15 protein-coding genes are annotated in these 16,764 nt (G+C 71.3%); 7 read left to right on the plus strand and 8 right to left on the minus strand.

The features are described from left to right. Positions 1-126 precede the first annotated feature (126 nt). The 5 genes from BLS95_RS52190 to BLS95_RS52210 all read right to left on the minus strand — a co-directional run bounded on the left by BLS95_RS52190 (position 127) and on the right by BLS95_RS52210 (position 5,338). The gene (locus tag BLS95_RS52190) at positions 127-891 is read right to left on the minus strand and encodes an SDR family NAD(P)-dependent oxidoreductase (protein ID WP_090947090.1); all 765 of its coding nucleotides are present in this window, start codon (positions 889-891) and stop codon (positions 127-129) included. 3 nt (positions 892-894) lie between these two features. Continuing rightward, complete coding sequence (locus BLS95_RS52195; protein ID WP_090947091.1) at positions 895-2,259, minus strand: MFS transporter; 1,365 nt, start codon at positions 2,257-2,259, stop codon at positions 895-897. Beyond that, positions 2,260-3,297, minus strand: coding sequence for an Ldh family oxidoreductase (locus tag BLS95_RS52200; RefSeq protein ID WP_176993890.1), 1,038 nt, complete (start codon positions 3,295-3,297; stop codon positions 2,260-2,262). Positions 3,298-3,404: 107 nt separating this feature from the next. After that, positions 3,405-4,088 (minus strand): DUF2786 domain-containing protein, encoded by a 684-nt coding sequence (locus BLS95_RS52205; RefSeq protein ID WP_090947093.1) that lies wholly within the window; start codon positions 4,086-4,088, stop codon positions 3,405-3,407. A gap of 11 nt (positions 4,089-4,099) precedes the next feature. Then, positions 4,100-5,338 (minus strand): hypothetical protein, encoded by a 1,239-nt coding sequence (locus BLS95_RS52210; RefSeq protein ID WP_090947094.1) that lies wholly within the window; start codon positions 5,336-5,338, stop codon positions 4,100-4,102. A 563-nt stretch (positions 5,339-5,901) separates the two neighbouring features. Here BLS95_RS52210 and BLS95_RS52215 point away from each other — a divergent pair. The 3 genes from BLS95_RS52215 to BLS95_RS52225 are packed head-to-tail and all read left to right on the plus strand — an operon-like array spanning position 5,902 to position 8,138. Beyond that, the gene (locus tag BLS95_RS52215; protein WP_090947095.1) at positions 5,902-7,074 is read left to right on the plus strand and encodes a cytochrome P450; all 1,173 of its coding nucleotides are present in this window, start codon (positions 5,902-5,904) and stop codon (positions 7,072-7,074) included. A gap of 18 nt (positions 7,075-7,092) precedes the next feature. Further along, positions 7,093-7,878, plus strand: coding sequence for an HAD family hydrolase (locus BLS95_RS52220; RefSeq protein ID WP_245765808.1), 786 nt, complete (start codon positions 7,093-7,095; stop codon positions 7,876-7,878). After that, positions 7,875-8,138: a DUF4031 domain-containing protein gene (locus BLS95_RS52225; RefSeq protein ID WP_090947096.1), complete on the plus strand. Its 264-nt coding sequence runs from the start codon at positions 7,875-7,877 to the stop codon at positions 8,136-8,138. The genes BLS95_RS52220 and BLS95_RS52225 overlap by 4 nt, the downstream gene beginning before the upstream one ends. On the opposite strand, the gene BLS95_RS52230 is transcribed toward BLS95_RS52225, so the two are convergent. Then, positions 8,091-8,732 (minus strand): HD domain-containing protein, encoded by a 642-nt coding sequence (locus BLS95_RS52230; RefSeq protein WP_090947097.1) that lies wholly within the window; start codon positions 8,730-8,732, stop codon positions 8,091-8,093. The genes BLS95_RS52225 and BLS95_RS52230 overlap by 48 nt on opposite strands. A 101-nt stretch (positions 8,733-8,833) precedes the next feature. On the opposite strand from BLS95_RS52230, the gene BLS95_RS52235 reads away from it, so the two are divergent. Further along, complete coding sequence (locus BLS95_RS52235; RefSeq protein ID WP_090947098.1) at positions 8,834-9,997, plus strand: alpha-hydroxy acid oxidase; 1,164 nt, start codon at positions 8,834-8,836, stop codon at positions 9,995-9,997. Between the two features lie 4 nt (positions 9,998-10,001). Here the strand turns inward: BLS95_RS52235 and BLS95_RS52240 are convergent, their stop codons facing one another. Continuing rightward, positions 10,002-12,167 carry a discoidin domain-containing protein gene (locus BLS95_RS52240; protein WP_245765809.1) on the minus strand — a complete coding sequence of 722 codons (2,166 nt, stop codon included), beginning with the start codon at positions 12,165-12,167 and terminating at the stop codon, positions 10,002-10,004. Positions 12,168-12,321: 154 nt separating this feature from the next. Further along, positions 12,322-13,521 (minus strand): ROK family transcriptional regulator, encoded by a 1,200-nt coding sequence (locus tag BLS95_RS52245; RefSeq protein ID WP_090947099.1) that lies wholly within the window; start codon positions 13,519-13,521, stop codon positions 12,322-12,324. Between the two features lie 196 nt (positions 13,522-13,717). Between BLS95_RS52245 and BLS95_RS52250 the strand changes: the two genes are divergently transcribed. The 3 genes from BLS95_RS52250 to BLS95_RS52260 are packed head-to-tail and all read left to right on the plus strand — an operon-like array spanning position 13,718 to position 16,741. Next, positions 13,718-14,932 carry an ABC transporter substrate-binding protein gene (locus BLS95_RS52250; RefSeq protein WP_176993891.1) on the plus strand — a complete coding sequence of 405 codons (1,215 nt, stop codon included), beginning with the start codon at positions 13,718-13,720 and terminating at the stop codon, positions 14,930-14,932. A gap of 1 nt (position 14,933) precedes the next feature. Then, positions 14,934-15,902, plus strand: coding sequence for a carbohydrate ABC transporter permease (locus BLS95_RS52255; RefSeq protein ID WP_090947101.1), 969 nt, complete (start codon positions 14,934-14,936; stop codon positions 15,900-15,902). Then, complete coding sequence (locus BLS95_RS52260) at positions 15,899-16,741, plus strand: carbohydrate ABC transporter permease (protein WP_090947102.1); 843 nt, start codon at positions 15,899-15,901, stop codon at positions 16,739-16,741. The genes BLS95_RS52255 and BLS95_RS52260 overlap by 4 nt, the downstream gene beginning before the upstream one ends. Positions 16,742-16,764: the final 23 nt, after the last annotated feature.

Consider the following 16,764-nt stretch of genomic DNA (forward strand, 5'->3'; position numbering starts at 1 on the left):
CAAAACCGGAACCCACTACGACCAGGCAACCGCTTGGTCTCACCGATCCCACGACGTCGCGGCTTGACATCCAAGCTCCAGGGATGTCTGACCCGCCCGCACGGGCGCCTGTGTGCGGCGGGCGCGTCAGTACATGAGGTGGCGTCCGCCGTCCCCGACGAGCACCTCCCCCGTCACCATGTCCGACTCCAGCAGCGCGACCACCATCTGGGCGATGTGCTCCGGCTCCGCCGTGCGCCGAAGCGGCGCCCTCGCCCCCTCCTTGGCGGTCATCTCGTGGAAGACCTGCTCCCCCACCCGGTCGATGTGCCAGCGGGTCGCCACGATGCCGGGCGCCACCGCGTTCACCCGGACGTCAGGCCCGAGCGCCACCGCCAGGCCGCGGGTGAGCTGGATCATGGCGGCCTTGCTCACCCCGTACGCCACGGAGGAGCCGGTGCCGAGCAGCCCGGCGACGGAGGCCACGTTCACGATCGCGCCTCGGGCGGCCCGCAGGTCGGGGGCGAAGGCCCGGGCGCAGTAGAAGGCGCCCATGAGGTTGACCCCCATGATCTGCTGCCACACCTCGTCGGTGAGCCCCTCCAGGTCGGGGAAGGGCACCCACCTGGTCGTCCCCGCGTTGCACACCAGGGCGTCCACCCGCCCGTGGTCGGCGCGTACGCGCTCGGCCAGCCGGCGTACGGAGGCGTCGTCCGACACGTCGGCGGCCATCGCCGTGGCCTTGCAGCCCATGCTCTCCAGCCGGGCGACCGTCTCCCTGGCCTCCTCGGCCGAGCGCGAGTAGTTGACGACGACCGCCGCCGCGCCCTTCCTGGCCAGGGCCTCCGCGACCGCGGCCCCGATGCCGGTGCCGCCGCCGGTGATCACGGCGACCTTCCCGTTGAGATCCATGCGCTACTCCTCCACCAGTCGCTTCACCGCCGGGTCCGTGGCGCCTCCACCAGCCACCGGGTCCGTGGCGCCTCCACCAGCCACCGGGTCCGTGGCGGTTATGTCCATGTCCTTGGTCTCCCGCGAGGCGTAGAACGCGACGAACGAGATCACCGCGGTCCCGACGAGGAAGGCCGCCACCAGCCACGGCGCGCCGTCCAACTGCGCCGCCAACACCCCGCCGATCAGCGGCGAGAACCCGGCCAGCGCCGCACCCAGCTCACGCGAGGCCGCGAACCCGGTGTAACGCACCCGTGCTCCGAACAGCTCGGCGTAGAACACCGGCTGCACCGCCACCTGAGGCGCGAACCCGAGCGCACCCATGATCATCATCGCCGGCCACACCAGCCAGGGCACCCCGGTGTTGACCATCAGGAAGTACGGGAAGACGAAGGCCGCCACGAACACCACGCTGAACAGGTTGAGCGGCCGCCGCCCGATCCGGTCCGAGAGGTTCCCGTACACCGGCTGGAGCACGATGACGGTCAGCCCGAACAGCACCACCCCGAACAGCGCCGTGCGGTTCGACAGCCCGAGCTGACCCGTGGCGTAGGCGACGCTGAAGGTGGCCAGCGTGTAGACGACGGCGGTGTCGCAGATGTGCGCCCCGATGCCGACCAGGAAGTTACGCGGGTAGCGGAGCACCGCGTCCTTGATCGGCAGCTTGACGATCACGCGGGTCCGCTCCATCTCGCGGAACACCGGCGACTCGGCCACCCGCAGCCGCACGTACAGGGCCACGCCGATCAGCGCGAAGCTCAGCAGGAACGGCACCCGCCAGCCCCAGGAGGTGATGTCCGGCTCGGGCAGGAGCTGCACCAGCAGGAACGCCGAGGTGCCGAGCACCAGGCCGATCTGCACGCCGGTCTGGGCGAAGGAGGCGTAGTAACCGCGCCGGGCCGGCGGGGCGTGCTCGGCCAGCAGCGTCGCCGCGCCGCCGAACTCCGCGCCCGCGCCCAGCCCCTGGCAGACCCGCAGCAGCGTGAGCAGCACCGGGGCCCACACGCCGATGGCGGGGTAGGTGGGCAGCAGGCCGATGAGCCCGGTGGACACTCCCATGATCACGGTGGTGATGATCAGCGTGGAACGGCGGCCGATCCGGTCGCCGAGGTGGCCGAACAGGATGCCGCCGAACGGCCTGACCACGAACCCCACGCCGAACGTGGCGAAGGCCACGATCGTGCCCGTCGCGGGGTCGGCGTCGGTGAAGAACAGGCGGTTGAAGACGAGGGCGGCGGCGGTTCCGTAGATGAAGAAGTCGTACCACTCCAGGGCGGTGCCGACGAGGGCACCCATGACGACGCGCTTCAACTCGGGTGTGGCGGACATCTAACCTCCAGGTGGCGTGTCAGGCCACGGAACGCCGACCCGCGAGGCGAGCACCGCCAGCTCCGCCCATACCGGCGCGGGCACGGGGACACCCTCCGCCAGCCTGGCCGCGCGGGTCTCGGCCTCCGGCTCCCCCGGCACCAGCACGCCGGGACCCGAGCCCCGCAGGGCCAGGCAGAAGGCTTCGACCTGGGCGACGTACTCCGTCAGGGGGACGAACGCGCCGATGTCGACCGCGGTGATCACCGTGCCGAAGGTGCCGTCGTACTCGGGCGAGCCGGCCGTGCCGGTGCCGGTGAGCAGGCCGCCGACCAGCTCGATGAGCACGCTCAGGCCGTACCCCTTGTGGCCGCCGAACGGCAGCAGCGCCCCGCCCCGGTAGAAGTCGTCCGGGTCGGTGGACGGGCGGCCGCCGGGATCGACGAGCACCCCGTCCGGCGCGGGTGCCCCGGCGGCGCGCAGCAGGCCCAGCTTGCCCTCGGCCATGGCGGCCGTCGCCCAGTCCATGACCACGGCCGCGCCGCCCGCGCGGGGCACGGCCCAGGCCATGGGGTTGGTGCCGAGCATCCTGCGGTGGCCGCCGTAGGGCGCCACGGTGGGGTCGGCGTTGCCGACGACCTGCGCGATCAGGCCCCGGCGGGCCAGCGTCTCCGCGTACTCGCCGAGCCTGCCGACGTGGTTGCACTCCCGGATGGCGACCACGCCGACGCCGTGCGCGGCGGCCAGCCCGGCGGCCTCCTCCGCGGCCAAGCGGGCGGCGGCCTGCCCGAAGCCGCGCCGTCCGGACACGACGGTGGTCGCGCCGCGGCGGGCGACCACCTCCGGGCGCGCCCCCGGGACGATCTCGCCCGCCTCGATCCTGTCGAGGTAGGGCACGAGCCGACGGACGCCGTGCGACCCGTGACCGGCGAGGTCGGCCTCGACCAGGGACCCGGCGACGATCGTGGCGGTGTCGGAGGGGACTTTCGCGGCGGTCAGGAGGCCGGTGGCGAGATCGCGGAGGAGGTCGGCGGTGATGATGCGGGGGGATGCGTTCACGGTGACCGGTCTCGCTTCGGCAGGACTGCGTTCCGTGTGCGCGCTCATGCCCGTTTCTCACTGCCGCAAACGGGCCTTCGGAAAGGGCTTACCCGGCAGCCTCCTGATCAGGTGAGCTCGCCCGCGCAGGCGCTGCCCATCCCGGTACGCCCGAGGTCGGCGCGCCGCCCGGCCGCCACCCCGTCCCGGTAGCCGGTGCCGCTGGTCCTGGGCACGCTCATGCGGATGCGGGGATAGCGGGCCGCCACCGCCCGCTCCACCTCGGCCCGGCGGTCGGCCAGCACCAGCGCGGCGCCCGTACTGGCCGCGGCCGCCCGGGACTCGGCCGCGCACAGCAGCCGGTAGACCTCGTCCGTGAACCCCAGCAGCCACGACCTCCGGTAGGCGCGCAAGGCGTCGACGTCGGCGGGCGGCCGCACGCGGGCCAGCCCCGAGGCCATCTGCAGCAGCAGTGAGGTGGCCAGCAGGTCGGCCCGCTCCAGGTCGGCGGCGAAGCCGAACACGTGCACCCGGTGCCCGCCGTCGCCCTGCCCGATGAGCAGCGGCCGGCAGCGCACCGCCTGCGCGACCAGGCTGACGAGACGGGCCTTCTCCCTGGCCCAGGGGGCGGGCAGGGTGACGATGCGGTCGCCGGGGGTCTGGCGGGTGCCCGCGGGAGGCAGCGAGTCGATGCCGTGCTTGGCCATGAGCGCCGAGGCGGCCGCCATGAACGTCGCCCGCTCGTGCTCGTTGTCGGTGCGTTCGGCCTTGGCCAGCAGTTTCCTGACGCGTTCGAGCGTGCGCTCCCGCAAACGTGCTCCCCCTACGACTTGGCCAGCACCCGCCCGTCGGGCCCGAGGACGGGGAAGGCGCCGGTGTCGACGATGCCGTGCTGGTGGTAGAGAGCCTCGATGAGGGCGTGCGCCTGCGGCTCAAGCTTCCACAGGGCACGATACTCGCGCGCCGTGGCCAGCGAGAGCCCGATCTCCTGGGCGATGTCCACCGTACGCGGGACGATGCCCTTGGAGATCTGCCGGTCCCAGTAGTCGCGGGCGGCCCGGATCAGCGCGGCGCGCTGGGCGGTGTCGACGACCTGCGGGGTGGAGTCGAGGACCTCGATGTCCTCGTCCTCGTCCTCGACCAGCTCCGCCAGCGCGGGCGGCAGCGCCGGGCGGGCCGGCACCGGGTGGTGGTCGGCCTCCGGCTCCCACGGGACGCGGGGGTCGGCGTCGATGAGCGCGGAGGTGTTGTAGAGGGCGGCGATCTGGGCCAGCAGCGCCTCCTGACGCTGCTGGTCCACGGCCAGCCCGGTGTGCTCGACGGCCTGGTCCATGGCCTTGTCGAGCTTGGCCAGCGCGGCGCGCAGCTTGCGCTCGGACCCGCCGCCCTCGCGCAGCGCCTTGGCCCGCTTGGCGGCCAGGGCGACCCGGGTCAGCCTGCGGTGGGCGTCGACCTCGCTGGCCGTACGGTCGCTGACCTCGGCCAGCCCCAGCCTGACCAGCATGCGCTCGGGGGTCAGGCGCCAGTTGATGCGGCCGGTGCCGCGGATGCGGTGGCGTTCGATGGCCATGCCGCGCTCCCACAGCCAGGCGGCCACCAGCGGCGCGGCGAGCCTGAAGAGCGCCTCGGGCAGGCTGCGGGCGTCCATGCTGGACAGGACGGCGGTCAGGCAGGTGAGCGCCCAGACGGCGATGCCGTCGATGCCCGCCGAGAAGTTCTCGCGCATGTTGCGGCGGGCGCGGACGGCGGAGGTGATGATCGCGACCTCGATGAAGGCGAACAGCAGCAGCCGGAGCGGTCCATCCAGGCCCAGCACGTCACCGGAGAAGCGCCACATGCCCTGCGCGGACACGCCCGTGGCGATGGACGCGGCCACGATGGTCAGCACGTCCTCGACGGGACGCTGTGCCACGTACCGGCTGAACAGCCAGGCGATGGCTCGCCAGGCGACCCTGATCACGAGAAACGCCAGCGCCAGCCCGGCCAGGCTGAGTAGCGCGATGACAGCGGTGGGAAGCGGCTTCTCGATGATAAAGGCTGTTATTTCCTCGAATGTCGGCATCTGTCACTATCCGTGGGGGGCTCTGGCTCCGGCTGTTTGCGACGAGATCATCGCAGAAGGTCGCCTTCTTGTACGCCAAACGACGGTTGCCGTCCCATTTTGCCCCTGATTCCCACCACTCCCACCAGCATGACGCACGATGCTCCCCCACCGTGCCCGCCCCGAAGCCGGCCGGGCGGGTGCCCGAAGGGTGAGAGGTACGGGATCGGCATGGTCCGGCGGGGGACCCCGGGCGCACAATGAGGAGCACGCGATCGCGCAGACGCCGTGCCCTTCGCCCGCGCCGCCGGTCGCCGCGGTTCCGCCCGAGCCGCCCGTGCCGCCCCGCGACCGGCCCGCAACCGGCCCGCGACCGGTCCGTGCTCCGCGAGGCGATCAGGGCCACCGGGGGAAAGGCCGCCAGGTGAACGGAGGTTGAGGGCAATCCGTGCGGCCGCCGAGGAACCTGAGCATGAGAGGTAAATTCGTCCTTTCGGAGGGCACGGGACGTCCTTGCAGATGGGACCATCTATGCAGGGGTTTATCCCAACATCGTGCGATGTATCCCAGCAGGACGGATATCGATGTCAGACACAGCAGACTTTCCGCTGGTCCAGTTCATGCGCGAGGAGTTCGACCCGGTGGCCGAGCTCGGGCGCATCAGGGCCGAGCACCCCGTCTTCCCGATGGAGATTCCCGGCAGCCAGACGGTTTACCTGGTGACCCGCTGGGAGGACGTACGCGCCGTCCTGGGCGACCACGAGCGCTTCAGCAACGACTTCGCGGGCGTGATCGGGCTCGGTTCCAACCAGGAGGACCCCGGCGGGCTGGGGTTCCGTGACCCGCCTGAGCACACGCGGCTGCGCAAATACCTGACGCCCGAGTTCACCATGCGCCGCCTGCGCAGGCTGGAGCCGCGGATCGAGGCCATGGTCGCGGAGCACCTGGACCGGATCGAGGCCATGGGCCCGACGGTGGACCTGGTGGCGGAGTTCGCGCTGCCGATCCCGTCGCTGGTCGTGTGCGAGCTGCTCGGCGTCCCGTACGAGGAGCGCGCGGACTTCGTGAAGATCAGCAAGGACCGTTTCGACTTCACGGCGGGCCCCGAGGCCTCGCTCCAGGCCATCAACGACGCGATGACCTACCTGACGGACCTGGTGGCGCGCGAGCGGCAGAACCCGGGCGAGGGGCTGCTCGGCCAGCTGCTCCGCGAGCACGGGGACGAGCTGGACGACCGTACGCTCGCCAGCATGGCCGACGGGCTGCTGACCGGCGGCCACGACACCAGCACCAGCATGCTCGCCCTGGGCACGCTGTGGCTGCTGCGCCACCCCGAGGAAGCCGCCAAGGTCCGCGAGGTCGACGGCTACATCAACGACGTGGTCGAGGAGCTGCTGCGGTACATGACGGTCGTCCAGGTCGCCTTCCCGCGCTTCGCCCGCGAGGACCTGGAGCTGCACGGGCAGCAGATCAAGAAGGGCGAGATGGTGCTGTGCTCGCTCACCGGCGCCAACCGCGACCCCGCCCTGGGCGAGGACATGGACGAGGTGAGCCCGGGCCGGGAGTCCGCGGGCTCGCACCTCGCCTTCGGCCACGGCATCCACCGCTGCATCGGCGCCCCGCTGGCCCAGATGGAGATGCGCATCGCCTTCCCCGCCCTGCTGCGCCGCTTCCCCGGGTTGCGCGTCGCGGGCGAGGTGCCCTTCCGCGAGCTGGCCATCGTCTACGGCGTCAAGGAGCTACCCGTCGCCTGGTAGAAAGGCTACGTTCACAGTGTGGATGAGCCCAGTGTGGACCGGCCCAATGATCGGCACGGTGCGGACGAGCCCGTCATCGACCTGACCGAGATCGGCGCCGTCGTGTTCGACACCGACGGCGTGATCACCGACACCGCCCGGGGGCACGCGGCCGCCTGGAAGCACGTCTTCGACGCGTTCCTGCGCGGCCGTTCGGCGCCGTTCGACATCCGCGAGGACTACCTGCGCCACGTGGACGGCCGCCCGCGGCTCGACGGCATCCGTACCTTCCTGGCCGCGCGCGGCCTCACGCTGCCCGAGGGCACGCCGGACGACGAGCCGGGCGCTCCCACCGTGCACGGGCTGGGCCTGGCCAAGGACCGGATCTTCGTCGACCAGGTGGACAAGTACGGCGTGGCGGCCTTCCCCTCCACGGTGGGCCTGCTGCACGAGCTGCGCCGCCGCGGCGCCCGTACGGCCGCGGTCTCCTCCAGCCGGCACGGCCGCAAGCTGGTCAACTCCGCGGGCGTCAGCCACCTGCTCGACCTGCTGGTGGACGGCAACGACGCGGCCCTGATGAACCTGCCGGGCAAGCCCGACCCCGCGCTCTTCCTGGAGGCGGCCCGGCGGCTGGCGCTGCCCGCCACCAAGGTCGCGGTGGTGGAGGGCACGCTGCCCGGGATCGAGGCGGCCAGGAAGGGCGGGTTCGGCCTGGTCATCGCGGTGGCCAGGGACGGCGGCGTGCCCGCGCCGGGAGCCGACGTGGTGGTGGCCGACCTCGGCGAGCTGAGCGTGCGCAACCGCGTCCTACCCTTGAGGCCGTGACCGTTCTCATCGATCCGCCCAACTGGCCGGGGCCGCGCGACCTGATGTGGTCCCACCTGGTCAGCGACAGCTCGCTGGAGGAGCTGCACGAGTTCGCGGTGCGGCTGGGGGTGTCGCGGCGGGCGTTCGACCGGGACCACTACGACGTGCCGGAGACCGTGCACGCCCGCGCGGTGGCCCTGGGGGCGGAGGCCGTCAGCTCCAGGGAGCTGCTACAGCGGCTCATCGCCGCCGGGCTGCGCCGCCGCAAGCGCCGCTAGCTCGGCCGCCATGTTCGCGCGGGCCGGCTCCTCCCACAGCTCCCGGGCGCGCGGGGTCCTGTAGAGGCGCGGCGCGGCCAGCAGCCGGCGCAGCACCCCGGCCCGCCCCCGCCGGAACGCCGGGTCGGGCACGTGGGCGTATTCCTGCCGGATCCGGGCCGCGTAGTCGTCGTATCCCGGGCGGCCCAGCACGGCGAGGTCGGCGTCGCACAGGACCGCGCCGTTGCGGTCGCCGGAGGCGAGCGTGTCGTGGGCGGCGGTGAGGCGGACGAGCCTGGCCACCTCCGCCACCCGCGCCGCGGGCACCCCGCAGCCGGGCAGGCGGGACTGCGCGAGCTGGGCGCTGCGCTCCTCGTCCCAGCCGGGCCGCCCGTCGTAGACGGCGTCGTGGAACCAGGCGGCCAGCCGCACCGCCGTGACGTCGTCCGCCTCGTCCGCGAGCCGGCCTGCGGCGGCGAGGACGGCGGCCAGGTGGTCAAGGGTGTGGTAGCGGCGGTGCGGCTCGGCCCAGCGGGCCACCAGCTCGGCGCCGAGGGCCAGGGACGCGGGTACGCCGCCCGCGAGCCGCCGCCATTCGGCCGTCCAGTCGATCACCCTTCAACGGTACGTCCCCGGACGATTGGGGTAACGTCCCCACCATCGAGACGAGTCCGACGGAGCCCAGGCGGCTGCCGCGCTGGCGGGAGCTGCGGGCCGTGCTGCCCCGCCGGCCCCTGCTGACGAGGGCGCGGCGAGTGGCGGACGCGGCCGACGTCGCCGACCTGCGGCGGCTGGCCGCGAGACGCGCGCCGCGCATGGTGTTCGACTACGTGGACGGCGCGGCCGAGGGCGAGCGGTCGATGGCCAGGGCGGTGGCGGCGTTCGACCGGGTGGAGTTCAGCCCGCGCGTGCTGCGTGACGTGAGCGAGGCCCCGACGTCCGTGGAGGTCCTGGGCAGGCGCATCGCGATGCCGGTCGTGCTGGGGCCCACCGGGTTCACCCGGATGATGCACCGCGAGGGCGAGCGGGCCGTGGCGCGGGCCGCCGAGCGGGCGGCCGTCCCGTACACCCTGTCCACGATGGGCACCACGAGCGCCAAGGACGTCGCCATCGCGGCCCCCGGCGGGTGGAACTGGTTCCAGCTCTACGTCGTCCGCGACCGCTCCCGCAGCCTGGACACGCTGGCCCTGGCCCGCGAGGCGGGCATGGACGTGCTGGTGGTGACCGTGGACGTGCCGGTGGCCGGGGCCCGGCTGCGGGACGTGCGGCACGGCCTGACGATCCCGCCGTCCCTGCACTGGCGCAGCGTGCTGCAGGCGGTGTGGCGCCCGGCGTGGTGGTTCGACTTCCTCACCAGCGAGCCGCTGAGGTTCGCCACGGTGGAGGGCGCGCCGGGCGACCTGGCGGGGATCACCAACCTGATGTTCGACCCCTCGGTGACGATCAGCGACCTGGCCTGGATCCGGTCGGCGTGGCCGGGCCGGCTGCTGGTCAAGGGGGTGCAGCGGGTCGACGACGCCAAGGAGCTGGCGGCCGCCGGGGTGGACGGTCTCGTCGTGTCCAACCACGGCGGCCGGCAGCTCGACCGCTCCCCCACCCCCTTGGAGCTCCTGCCCCACGTGGTGGACGCCGTCGGGGACCGCGTGGAGGTCTACCTGGACGGCGGGGTGCGCAGCGGGGCCGACGTCGCCGCCGCGGTCGCGTTCGGCGCCAGGGCGTGCTTCGTCGGCCGCGCCTACCTCTATGGCCTGATGGCCGGTGGCGAGCTCGGCGTGCGGCGGGTGCTGGACCTGCTGCGCGCCGAGCTCGTACGCACCCTGCAACTGCTGGGCGTCGGCGGGGTCGCCGAGCTGAGCCGCGACATGGTGCGCCTGCGCTGACTCGTCACGGGAAGTTGACGATCTTCACCGGTATCGTGGCCGTGCCCTGCGCGGGGCCGCCCGTGTCGTTGATGACGTGCGCGATCACCCCGTTACCGCCGAGCGAGACGGTGAGCAGGCTGTGGAAGCGCACGCCCGAGCGGACGGGCGTCTCGAATCCGCGCTCGGCCACGACGCTCGGGTTCACGTTGAAGTAGCAGTACGCCCCGAGCCCCCACGCCTCGTGCGAGGTGACCGAGTCGGCCACCTTGTAGGAGGCGTAGCCCCGGGTGGAGCCGTTCATCCAGGCGGCCTGGTTGGGCGGGTCGTAGGGCATCTCGTTCTGGAAGAAGATCGTCCGGCCGCGCTGCCCGTTCCAGATGACCTGGTACTTCTGGTAGTGCTCGACGAACAGCCCGTAGGCGATGACGTCGTCGCCGTTGACGATCAGGCCGGTGTCGGCGGTGTTGACGGTCCAGCCGATGCCGGTGCCGTGGTCGCCGCGCCAGGCCCAGATGTGGTCGATGATCGTGTTGTCGCTGTTGACCACCAGGCTGGTGGTGGCCTTGCCGGCGTGGGCGCCGCCGATGCGGAAGAACACGTCCTGGATGGAGATGGGGTTGGCGGCGTGCGTGGCCGAGGAGCCGGACGGGCCGACCTCCATCAGGATGGGCGAGTTCACGCTGCCCGCGTCGAACAGCAGCCCGGCCACCTTGACCCCGTCCACGTCGGCGATCCGCATCGGGACGGCGCCGTTGTCGGGGATGATCGTGGCGTAGCCGAGGCCGAGCACGACCGTGTTGGCCCTGTTGACGTTGATGGTCTGGTTGACGTGGTAGATGCCGGGCGTGAACAGCAGGTTCAGCCCGCCGGCGAGCGCGGCGTTGATGGTGGCCGCGGTGTCACCGGGCTTGGCGATGTAGAACTGGGTGAGCGGGATCGAGGAGCCGCTGCCCGGCCAGTTCGCGCCCCGCGAGTTCTGCCGCAGGGCCGGCACGAAGACCTGGTAGTTGCCTGACCCGTCCACGTACAGGAAGGGCTTCTCCCTGGTCACCGGGCTGGTGTCGAGCGTCGTGTACGGCGGTTCCGGGAAGGTCTGCGCGGGCGCGCCGACGACGCCGGAGAAGACCATGTTCCAGACGCCGTTGAGCCAGCCGCCGATGTTGCTGTCGCGGGTGAACCACTGCTGCTGCGAGTACGGCTGCACGGTCCCGTCGATCCTGCTGTCGGCGATGTAGCCGCCGCTGGCCCAGCCGTAACCGGTGGGCGCCAGGTTGAGGTTGCCCCTGACGTGGATGCGGCGGAACGGCGCGGCCTGGGAGACCGCCCACTGGTTGGTGCCGCCGGACGGGGTGATGGACAGGTTCTCGGCCGAGCGCCAGAAGTTCTGCGTGGCGTTGCCGCCGAACCAGCCGGCGTCCACCCTGACCTGGCCGTTGATGGTGACGTCGTCGGGGTTGCGGCCCAGGCCCATGATGGAGGTGTAGAAGCCGATGTTGGCGTTGACGTTGTAGCTGCCCGGCTTGAACAGCAGGGCGTGGCGCTGGAGCCCGAACTGGTTCGACTCCATCTGGGTGAAGACCGAGTTCAGCGTGGACTGGATGCTGGCCGAGGACATCGACGGGTCGAAGACGTGCACGTTGGGGCCGAGGTCACCGCCACCGCCGGGGGGCGGGCCGCCCGACGTGGTGCCGTACACCTCGAACTCCCAGAGCGAGTAGCCGTAGCCGGTGGCGCGGGTGGTGCCGTACATGCGGACGTAGCGGCCGCTGCCCGACACGGTCAGAGTCTGCGTGCCGCCGGCGCCGGTCGTGGTGGAGTAGATGTCCGTCCACGTCGAGCCGTTGTCGGAGACCTGGATGCGGAAGGCCCTGGCGTAGGCGGCCTCCCAGCGCAGCACCACGCTGGTGACGCTGGCGGTGGAGCCCAGGTCCACCTGTAACCACTGCGGGTCGCTGAAGGCGCTGGACCAGCGCGTGCCCGTGTTGCCGTCCACGGCGGCCGCGGCGGACATGCCCGCGCTCTCGGCCGAGGAGGCGGTGGCGGGCCTGCCCTGTGACAGGAGCGGGTCGGCGGCCTGCGCGGGAGCGGCGGCCACGCCCTGGATGATCAGGCCCTGGAGCAAGGAGCAGGGCAGGATCAGAGCGGCGAGGAAAGCCCTGATGCGGGCGGGACTTCGGCGGGGGTGCACTGCTTCTCCTCACGAACGAAGGGTGTGTGAGAGAGCGCTCTATCGAGCTGAGCGTGCCTGTGGTCCGAACTTCTGTCAATGCTTGATTTAACACTTACGCAATAGTCGAGTCGGATTTCGCCGGCGTGTCGGGGTCGCGGACCGCAGAGCCGCGTCACGCGGTGGTCGGGACGGATCCGCGGAGCGCGGCGCCCCCGAAGACCGGCTCGATCACCAGCGTGGCCGCGCCCAGCGCCACGGCGTCCGGGCCGAGGCGGCCGAGCACGACGCTGTCCGGCTGGAACGGCAGCGCGTGCGTGTTGGCGGCGGTGGCCGCGCGGATCTCCGCCAGCAGCCGCCCGCCCAGCAGGAGCCCGGCCCACCCGCCGATGACGATGCGCTCGGGGTTGAACAGGTGCACCAGGCTCGACAGCCCGACCCCGAGCAGCTCGACGGTCTCGCCGACGACCGGGGAGCCCTCGGCCAGCAGCCGGGCCAGCGCCGCCTCCTCCTCGGCGGAGTCGGCCACCACACCCGCGCGGTCGAGGATCGCCTCCGCCCCCAGGTACGCCTCCAGGCAGCCGCGCGCCCCGCAGCGGCAGATCCGGCCGCCGGCGACGATCTTCAGGTGGCCGACCTCGCCCGCGGCCCTGCCCGCGCCGCGGTAGATGGCGCCGTCGGTGACGATCGTGCCGCCGACGCCTGAGCCCATCAGCACGATGATCGCGTCGCGGGTGCCCTTGCCCGACCCGAACCAGAGCTCGGCCTGGCCCATGGTCTTGGCGCCGTTGTCCACGTGGATGGGCAGCTCGGGCAGCGTGGCGCCGGCCCGCAGCAGCGCGCCCAGCGGCACCGCCTCCCAGCCGAACGTCTTGGCCCGCACCAGCGCGTCGGGGCCGGGCTCGACGATGCCCGGCACCCCGACGCCCACGCCGAGCACCTGGTCGGCGGGCACCTCGCTCTCGGCGATCACCGCGTCCACGCCGGCCACGATGTGCCGGGCGACCAGCTCGGGGTCGTGCTTGGCCGAGCGGACGGCGTAGTGCGCCCTGGCGCGTTCCTTCATCTCCAGGTCGAACAGCTCGACCCTCACCTGGGTCTCGCCCACGTCGACGCCGACGGCGTAGCCGAAGGCGGGGTTGACCTTGAGCAGCATCCGGGGGCGGCCGCCGTCGGAGTCCACCTGGCCGGCCTCGACGACGACGTTCTCGGCGAGCAGGTCGCCGGTCATGGTGCTGACGGTGGCCGGGCTCAGCCCGGTGGCGGCGGACAGCTCGTTGCGGCTGGCGGGGCCGCCGAAGTACAGCGCGCGCAGCAGCATCGCCCGGTTCCCCCGGCGAAGATCCCGTACGGTCCTGCGCCCTGACGTGACCATCCCCGTTCCCTCCCGCATCCATGGCGGATTCCGCGCGATTGTGCTCGGTCATGTTAGTTCACGCCTCGAAGACCGATCCAAGTACCGCCCATGAACCCGGTGTACCGGGGGCGTTACCGAAGCGTTTCCATGCGACTCCTGACTTTATTCGAGGCTTAGATTATGGTCTGGCCATCCCCCTGATGAGGAGATGACAATGAGTCGAGGACTTGTCCGCGGCGCCGTCGCAGCGCTGCTCGCGATCGGGTTGACCGCCTGCGGCGGCGGCAGCGGCGGCGGCCAGGGGTCGGACAAAGAGCTGACGTTCTGGATGTACCAGGACCGCACCCCGCAGGCAGGCCAGGTCATCGAGAAGATCCGCAAGGACTTCGAGGCCGCCAACCCCGGTGTGACGGTCAAGATCGTCAAGATCCCGAAGGACGACTACAACACCAAGCTCGGCAGCGCCGTGGCGAGCAACAGCGCCCCCGACGCGGGCATCCTCGACCAGCCCCTGGTCTCCAAGTTCGCCCTGGACGGCACGATCAAGGAGGTGCCCGCCGGACTGATCAACGAGGCCGACTACTACAAGGGCGCGCTCGACACCAACCGCGCCAACGGCAAGCTCTACGGCCTGCCCGCCGACCAGACCTGCGTGGCGCTGTTCTACAACAAGAAGCTGGTCCCCACCCCGCCCAAGACCTGGGACGAGCTCAAGCAGGTGGCCGCCCAGGTGCACGCCGCCGACCCGAACATCGCCGGCATGAACGTGCCCAAGGGCGACGGCTACGGCGGCTGGATGTTCCCCGCCATCGTGCACGGCGCCGGCGGCGAGATGGTGGACGACGCGGGCAAGAAGGTGCTGTTCGACCAGCCGCCCGCGGTGGAGGCGCTGCAGCTCTGGGTGGACCTGCTGAAGTCGTCGCCACGCCAGATCACCGACTCGGACAAGCCCTTCGAGAACGGCCTGGCCGCCATGACGATCACCGGTCCCTACGACGTGCCGACGATCCGGGCCGACTTCCCCGACCTCGACTTCGGCGTGGCGCCGCTGCCGTACAAGACCGAGCCGGCCGGCAACATCGGCGGCGAGGACTCCGTGGTCTTCTCCACCAGCAAGAACGCCGACCTGGCGTGGAAGTGGCTGGTGTTCCTGACCAACCCGCAGAACAACGGCCAGCTCGCCGACGCGCTCGGCGGGTTCCCCGTCAACGTCAAGGCGCAGGTGGTCGCGGGCGGCCCGGAGCAGGCGGCGTTCCTGGAGCAGCTCAAGGTCGCGCACGCCCGGCCCGCGGTGCCGCAGTGGATCCAGATCAACGATGAGATCATCGCCCCGGCGATCGAGTCGGCGCTGACCGGCAAGGCCACTGCCCAGCAGGCGCTGGCGGACGCCGCCGCCAAGACCCGTACCCTGCTCGGCTGGAACAGCTGACGTGACGGCACCCCCGCTGGTGGAACAGCAGGATCTGGCGCCGGGCCCGCGTGGAGGGGCCCGGCGCCGGCCGGTCGCCCGCCGCCGCGACCACCTCGTCGCCTGGCTCCTCATCGCCCCGGCGCTCGCCTATTTCCTGGTCTTCCTGCTCTATCCGGCCCTGTCCGCCCTCTACTACAGCTTCACCGACTGGAACCTGCGTTCCGAGGCCTCCTGGGTGGGCCTGGCCAACTACACGGACCTGCTGTTCGACGACGTGAAATACCCCCACTTCTGGAAGTCGGTGGGGGTCACGCTGCAGTACACGCTGCTCTCCGTGCCGATGACGCTGGTGGCCGCGATGGTCCAGGCGCTGTTGCTGAACGCGATCAGGCGCGGCTCGAACCTGTTCAGGCTGCTGCTGTTCCTGCCGGTCGTGACGGCCGAGGCCGCGGTGGGCGCCATCTGGCGCTGGCTCTACGACCCCCAGTACGGCCTCATCAACTCGGCGCTCGGCCTGTTCGGCATCCCCGGCCAGAACTGGCTCAACACCCCCGAGCTGGTCATCCCCGCGCTGGCCTTCATCGCGACCTGGCAGTGCGGCATCTCCATGATCATCTATCTGGCCGGGCTGAAGGGCATTCCCGGCTCCATCCAGGAGGCGGCGATCATCGACGGGGCCGGCCCCTGGCAGCGGTTCTGGCGGGTGACCTTCCCGATGCTCCGGCCCACCACGTTCTACCTCGTGGTCACCGGCGTGATCGCGGCCCTGCAGGTGTTCGGCCTGGTGTACGTGATCTTCTCGGGCAGCGGGCGCAGCGTCACCGGGGGTCCCGAGCAGTCCGGGCTGACCTACGTACTGCACCTCTACCTGTTCGCCTTCCGCTATGACGCGATGGGGGCGGCCTGCGCGATGTCGTTCATCCTGCTCGTCTTCATCATGATCGTCACGGCGCTGCAGTTCAGGTTCCTCAAGCGGGAGGCGGCATGACGACCGGCCGCAAGGTCTCCATCTACGTGGCGCTGGTGCTGCTGGCGGCCGTGTCGGTGGTGCCGTTCCTCTGGATGCTGGCGACCTCGTTCAAGCACGGGCCGGACATCTACACCAAGGTGCCCAACCTGCTGCCGGTGGACAGGAAGACCGGCGAGTGGGCCGCGACGCTGGAGAACTACGACTACGTGCTCGGCGTCGGCGGGCTCGGCTCGGCGTTCGTCACCAGCGTGTGGGTGTGCGCGATTCTGGTGCCGGCCAAGCTGCTGATCGACGCGCTGGCCGCGTACGCCTTCGCGCGGATCCCGTTCCCAGGGCGCGACAAACTGTTCGTCATCATGCTCGCCGGCATGATGGTGCCCACGATCACGCTGCTGGTGCCGCGCATCCACGTCACGCAGGCGCTGGGCATGTTCGACTCCGGGTGGGGGCTCATCATCCCGAACGTGGCCTCGGTGCTCGACATCTTCCTGCTGCGGCAGTTCTTCCTGTCGATCCCCGGCGAGCTGGAGGAGGCCGCGCTGATCGACGGCGCGGGGCGGATGCAGATCTTCTGGCGGATCGTGCTGCCGCTGTCCAAACCGGTGCTGGCGGTCGTCACCATCACCAGCTTCCTGTTCCACTGGAACGACCTGGTGTGGCCGCTGGTGGTGACCAACGACCCCGAGCTCTACACGCTGCCACTGGCCCTGCAGCAACTCGTGGCCAGCCCGGACGGCGGGCGGGCGTACTACATCATGGCGGGCGCCACGCTCGCCGTCCTGCCGGTGATCGTGGTGCTGCTGATCTTCCAGCGCCGCATCCTGCAGGGCATCGCGTTCACCGGTCTCAAGGGTTGAGAGTCACCGGTCTCGAAGGTCGA

This window comes from Nonomuraea jiangxiensis (assembly GCF_900099965.1).
Taxonomy (GTDB): domain Bacteria; phylum Actinomycetota; class Actinomycetes; order Streptosporangiales; family Streptosporangiaceae; genus Nonomuraea; species Nonomuraea jiangxiensis.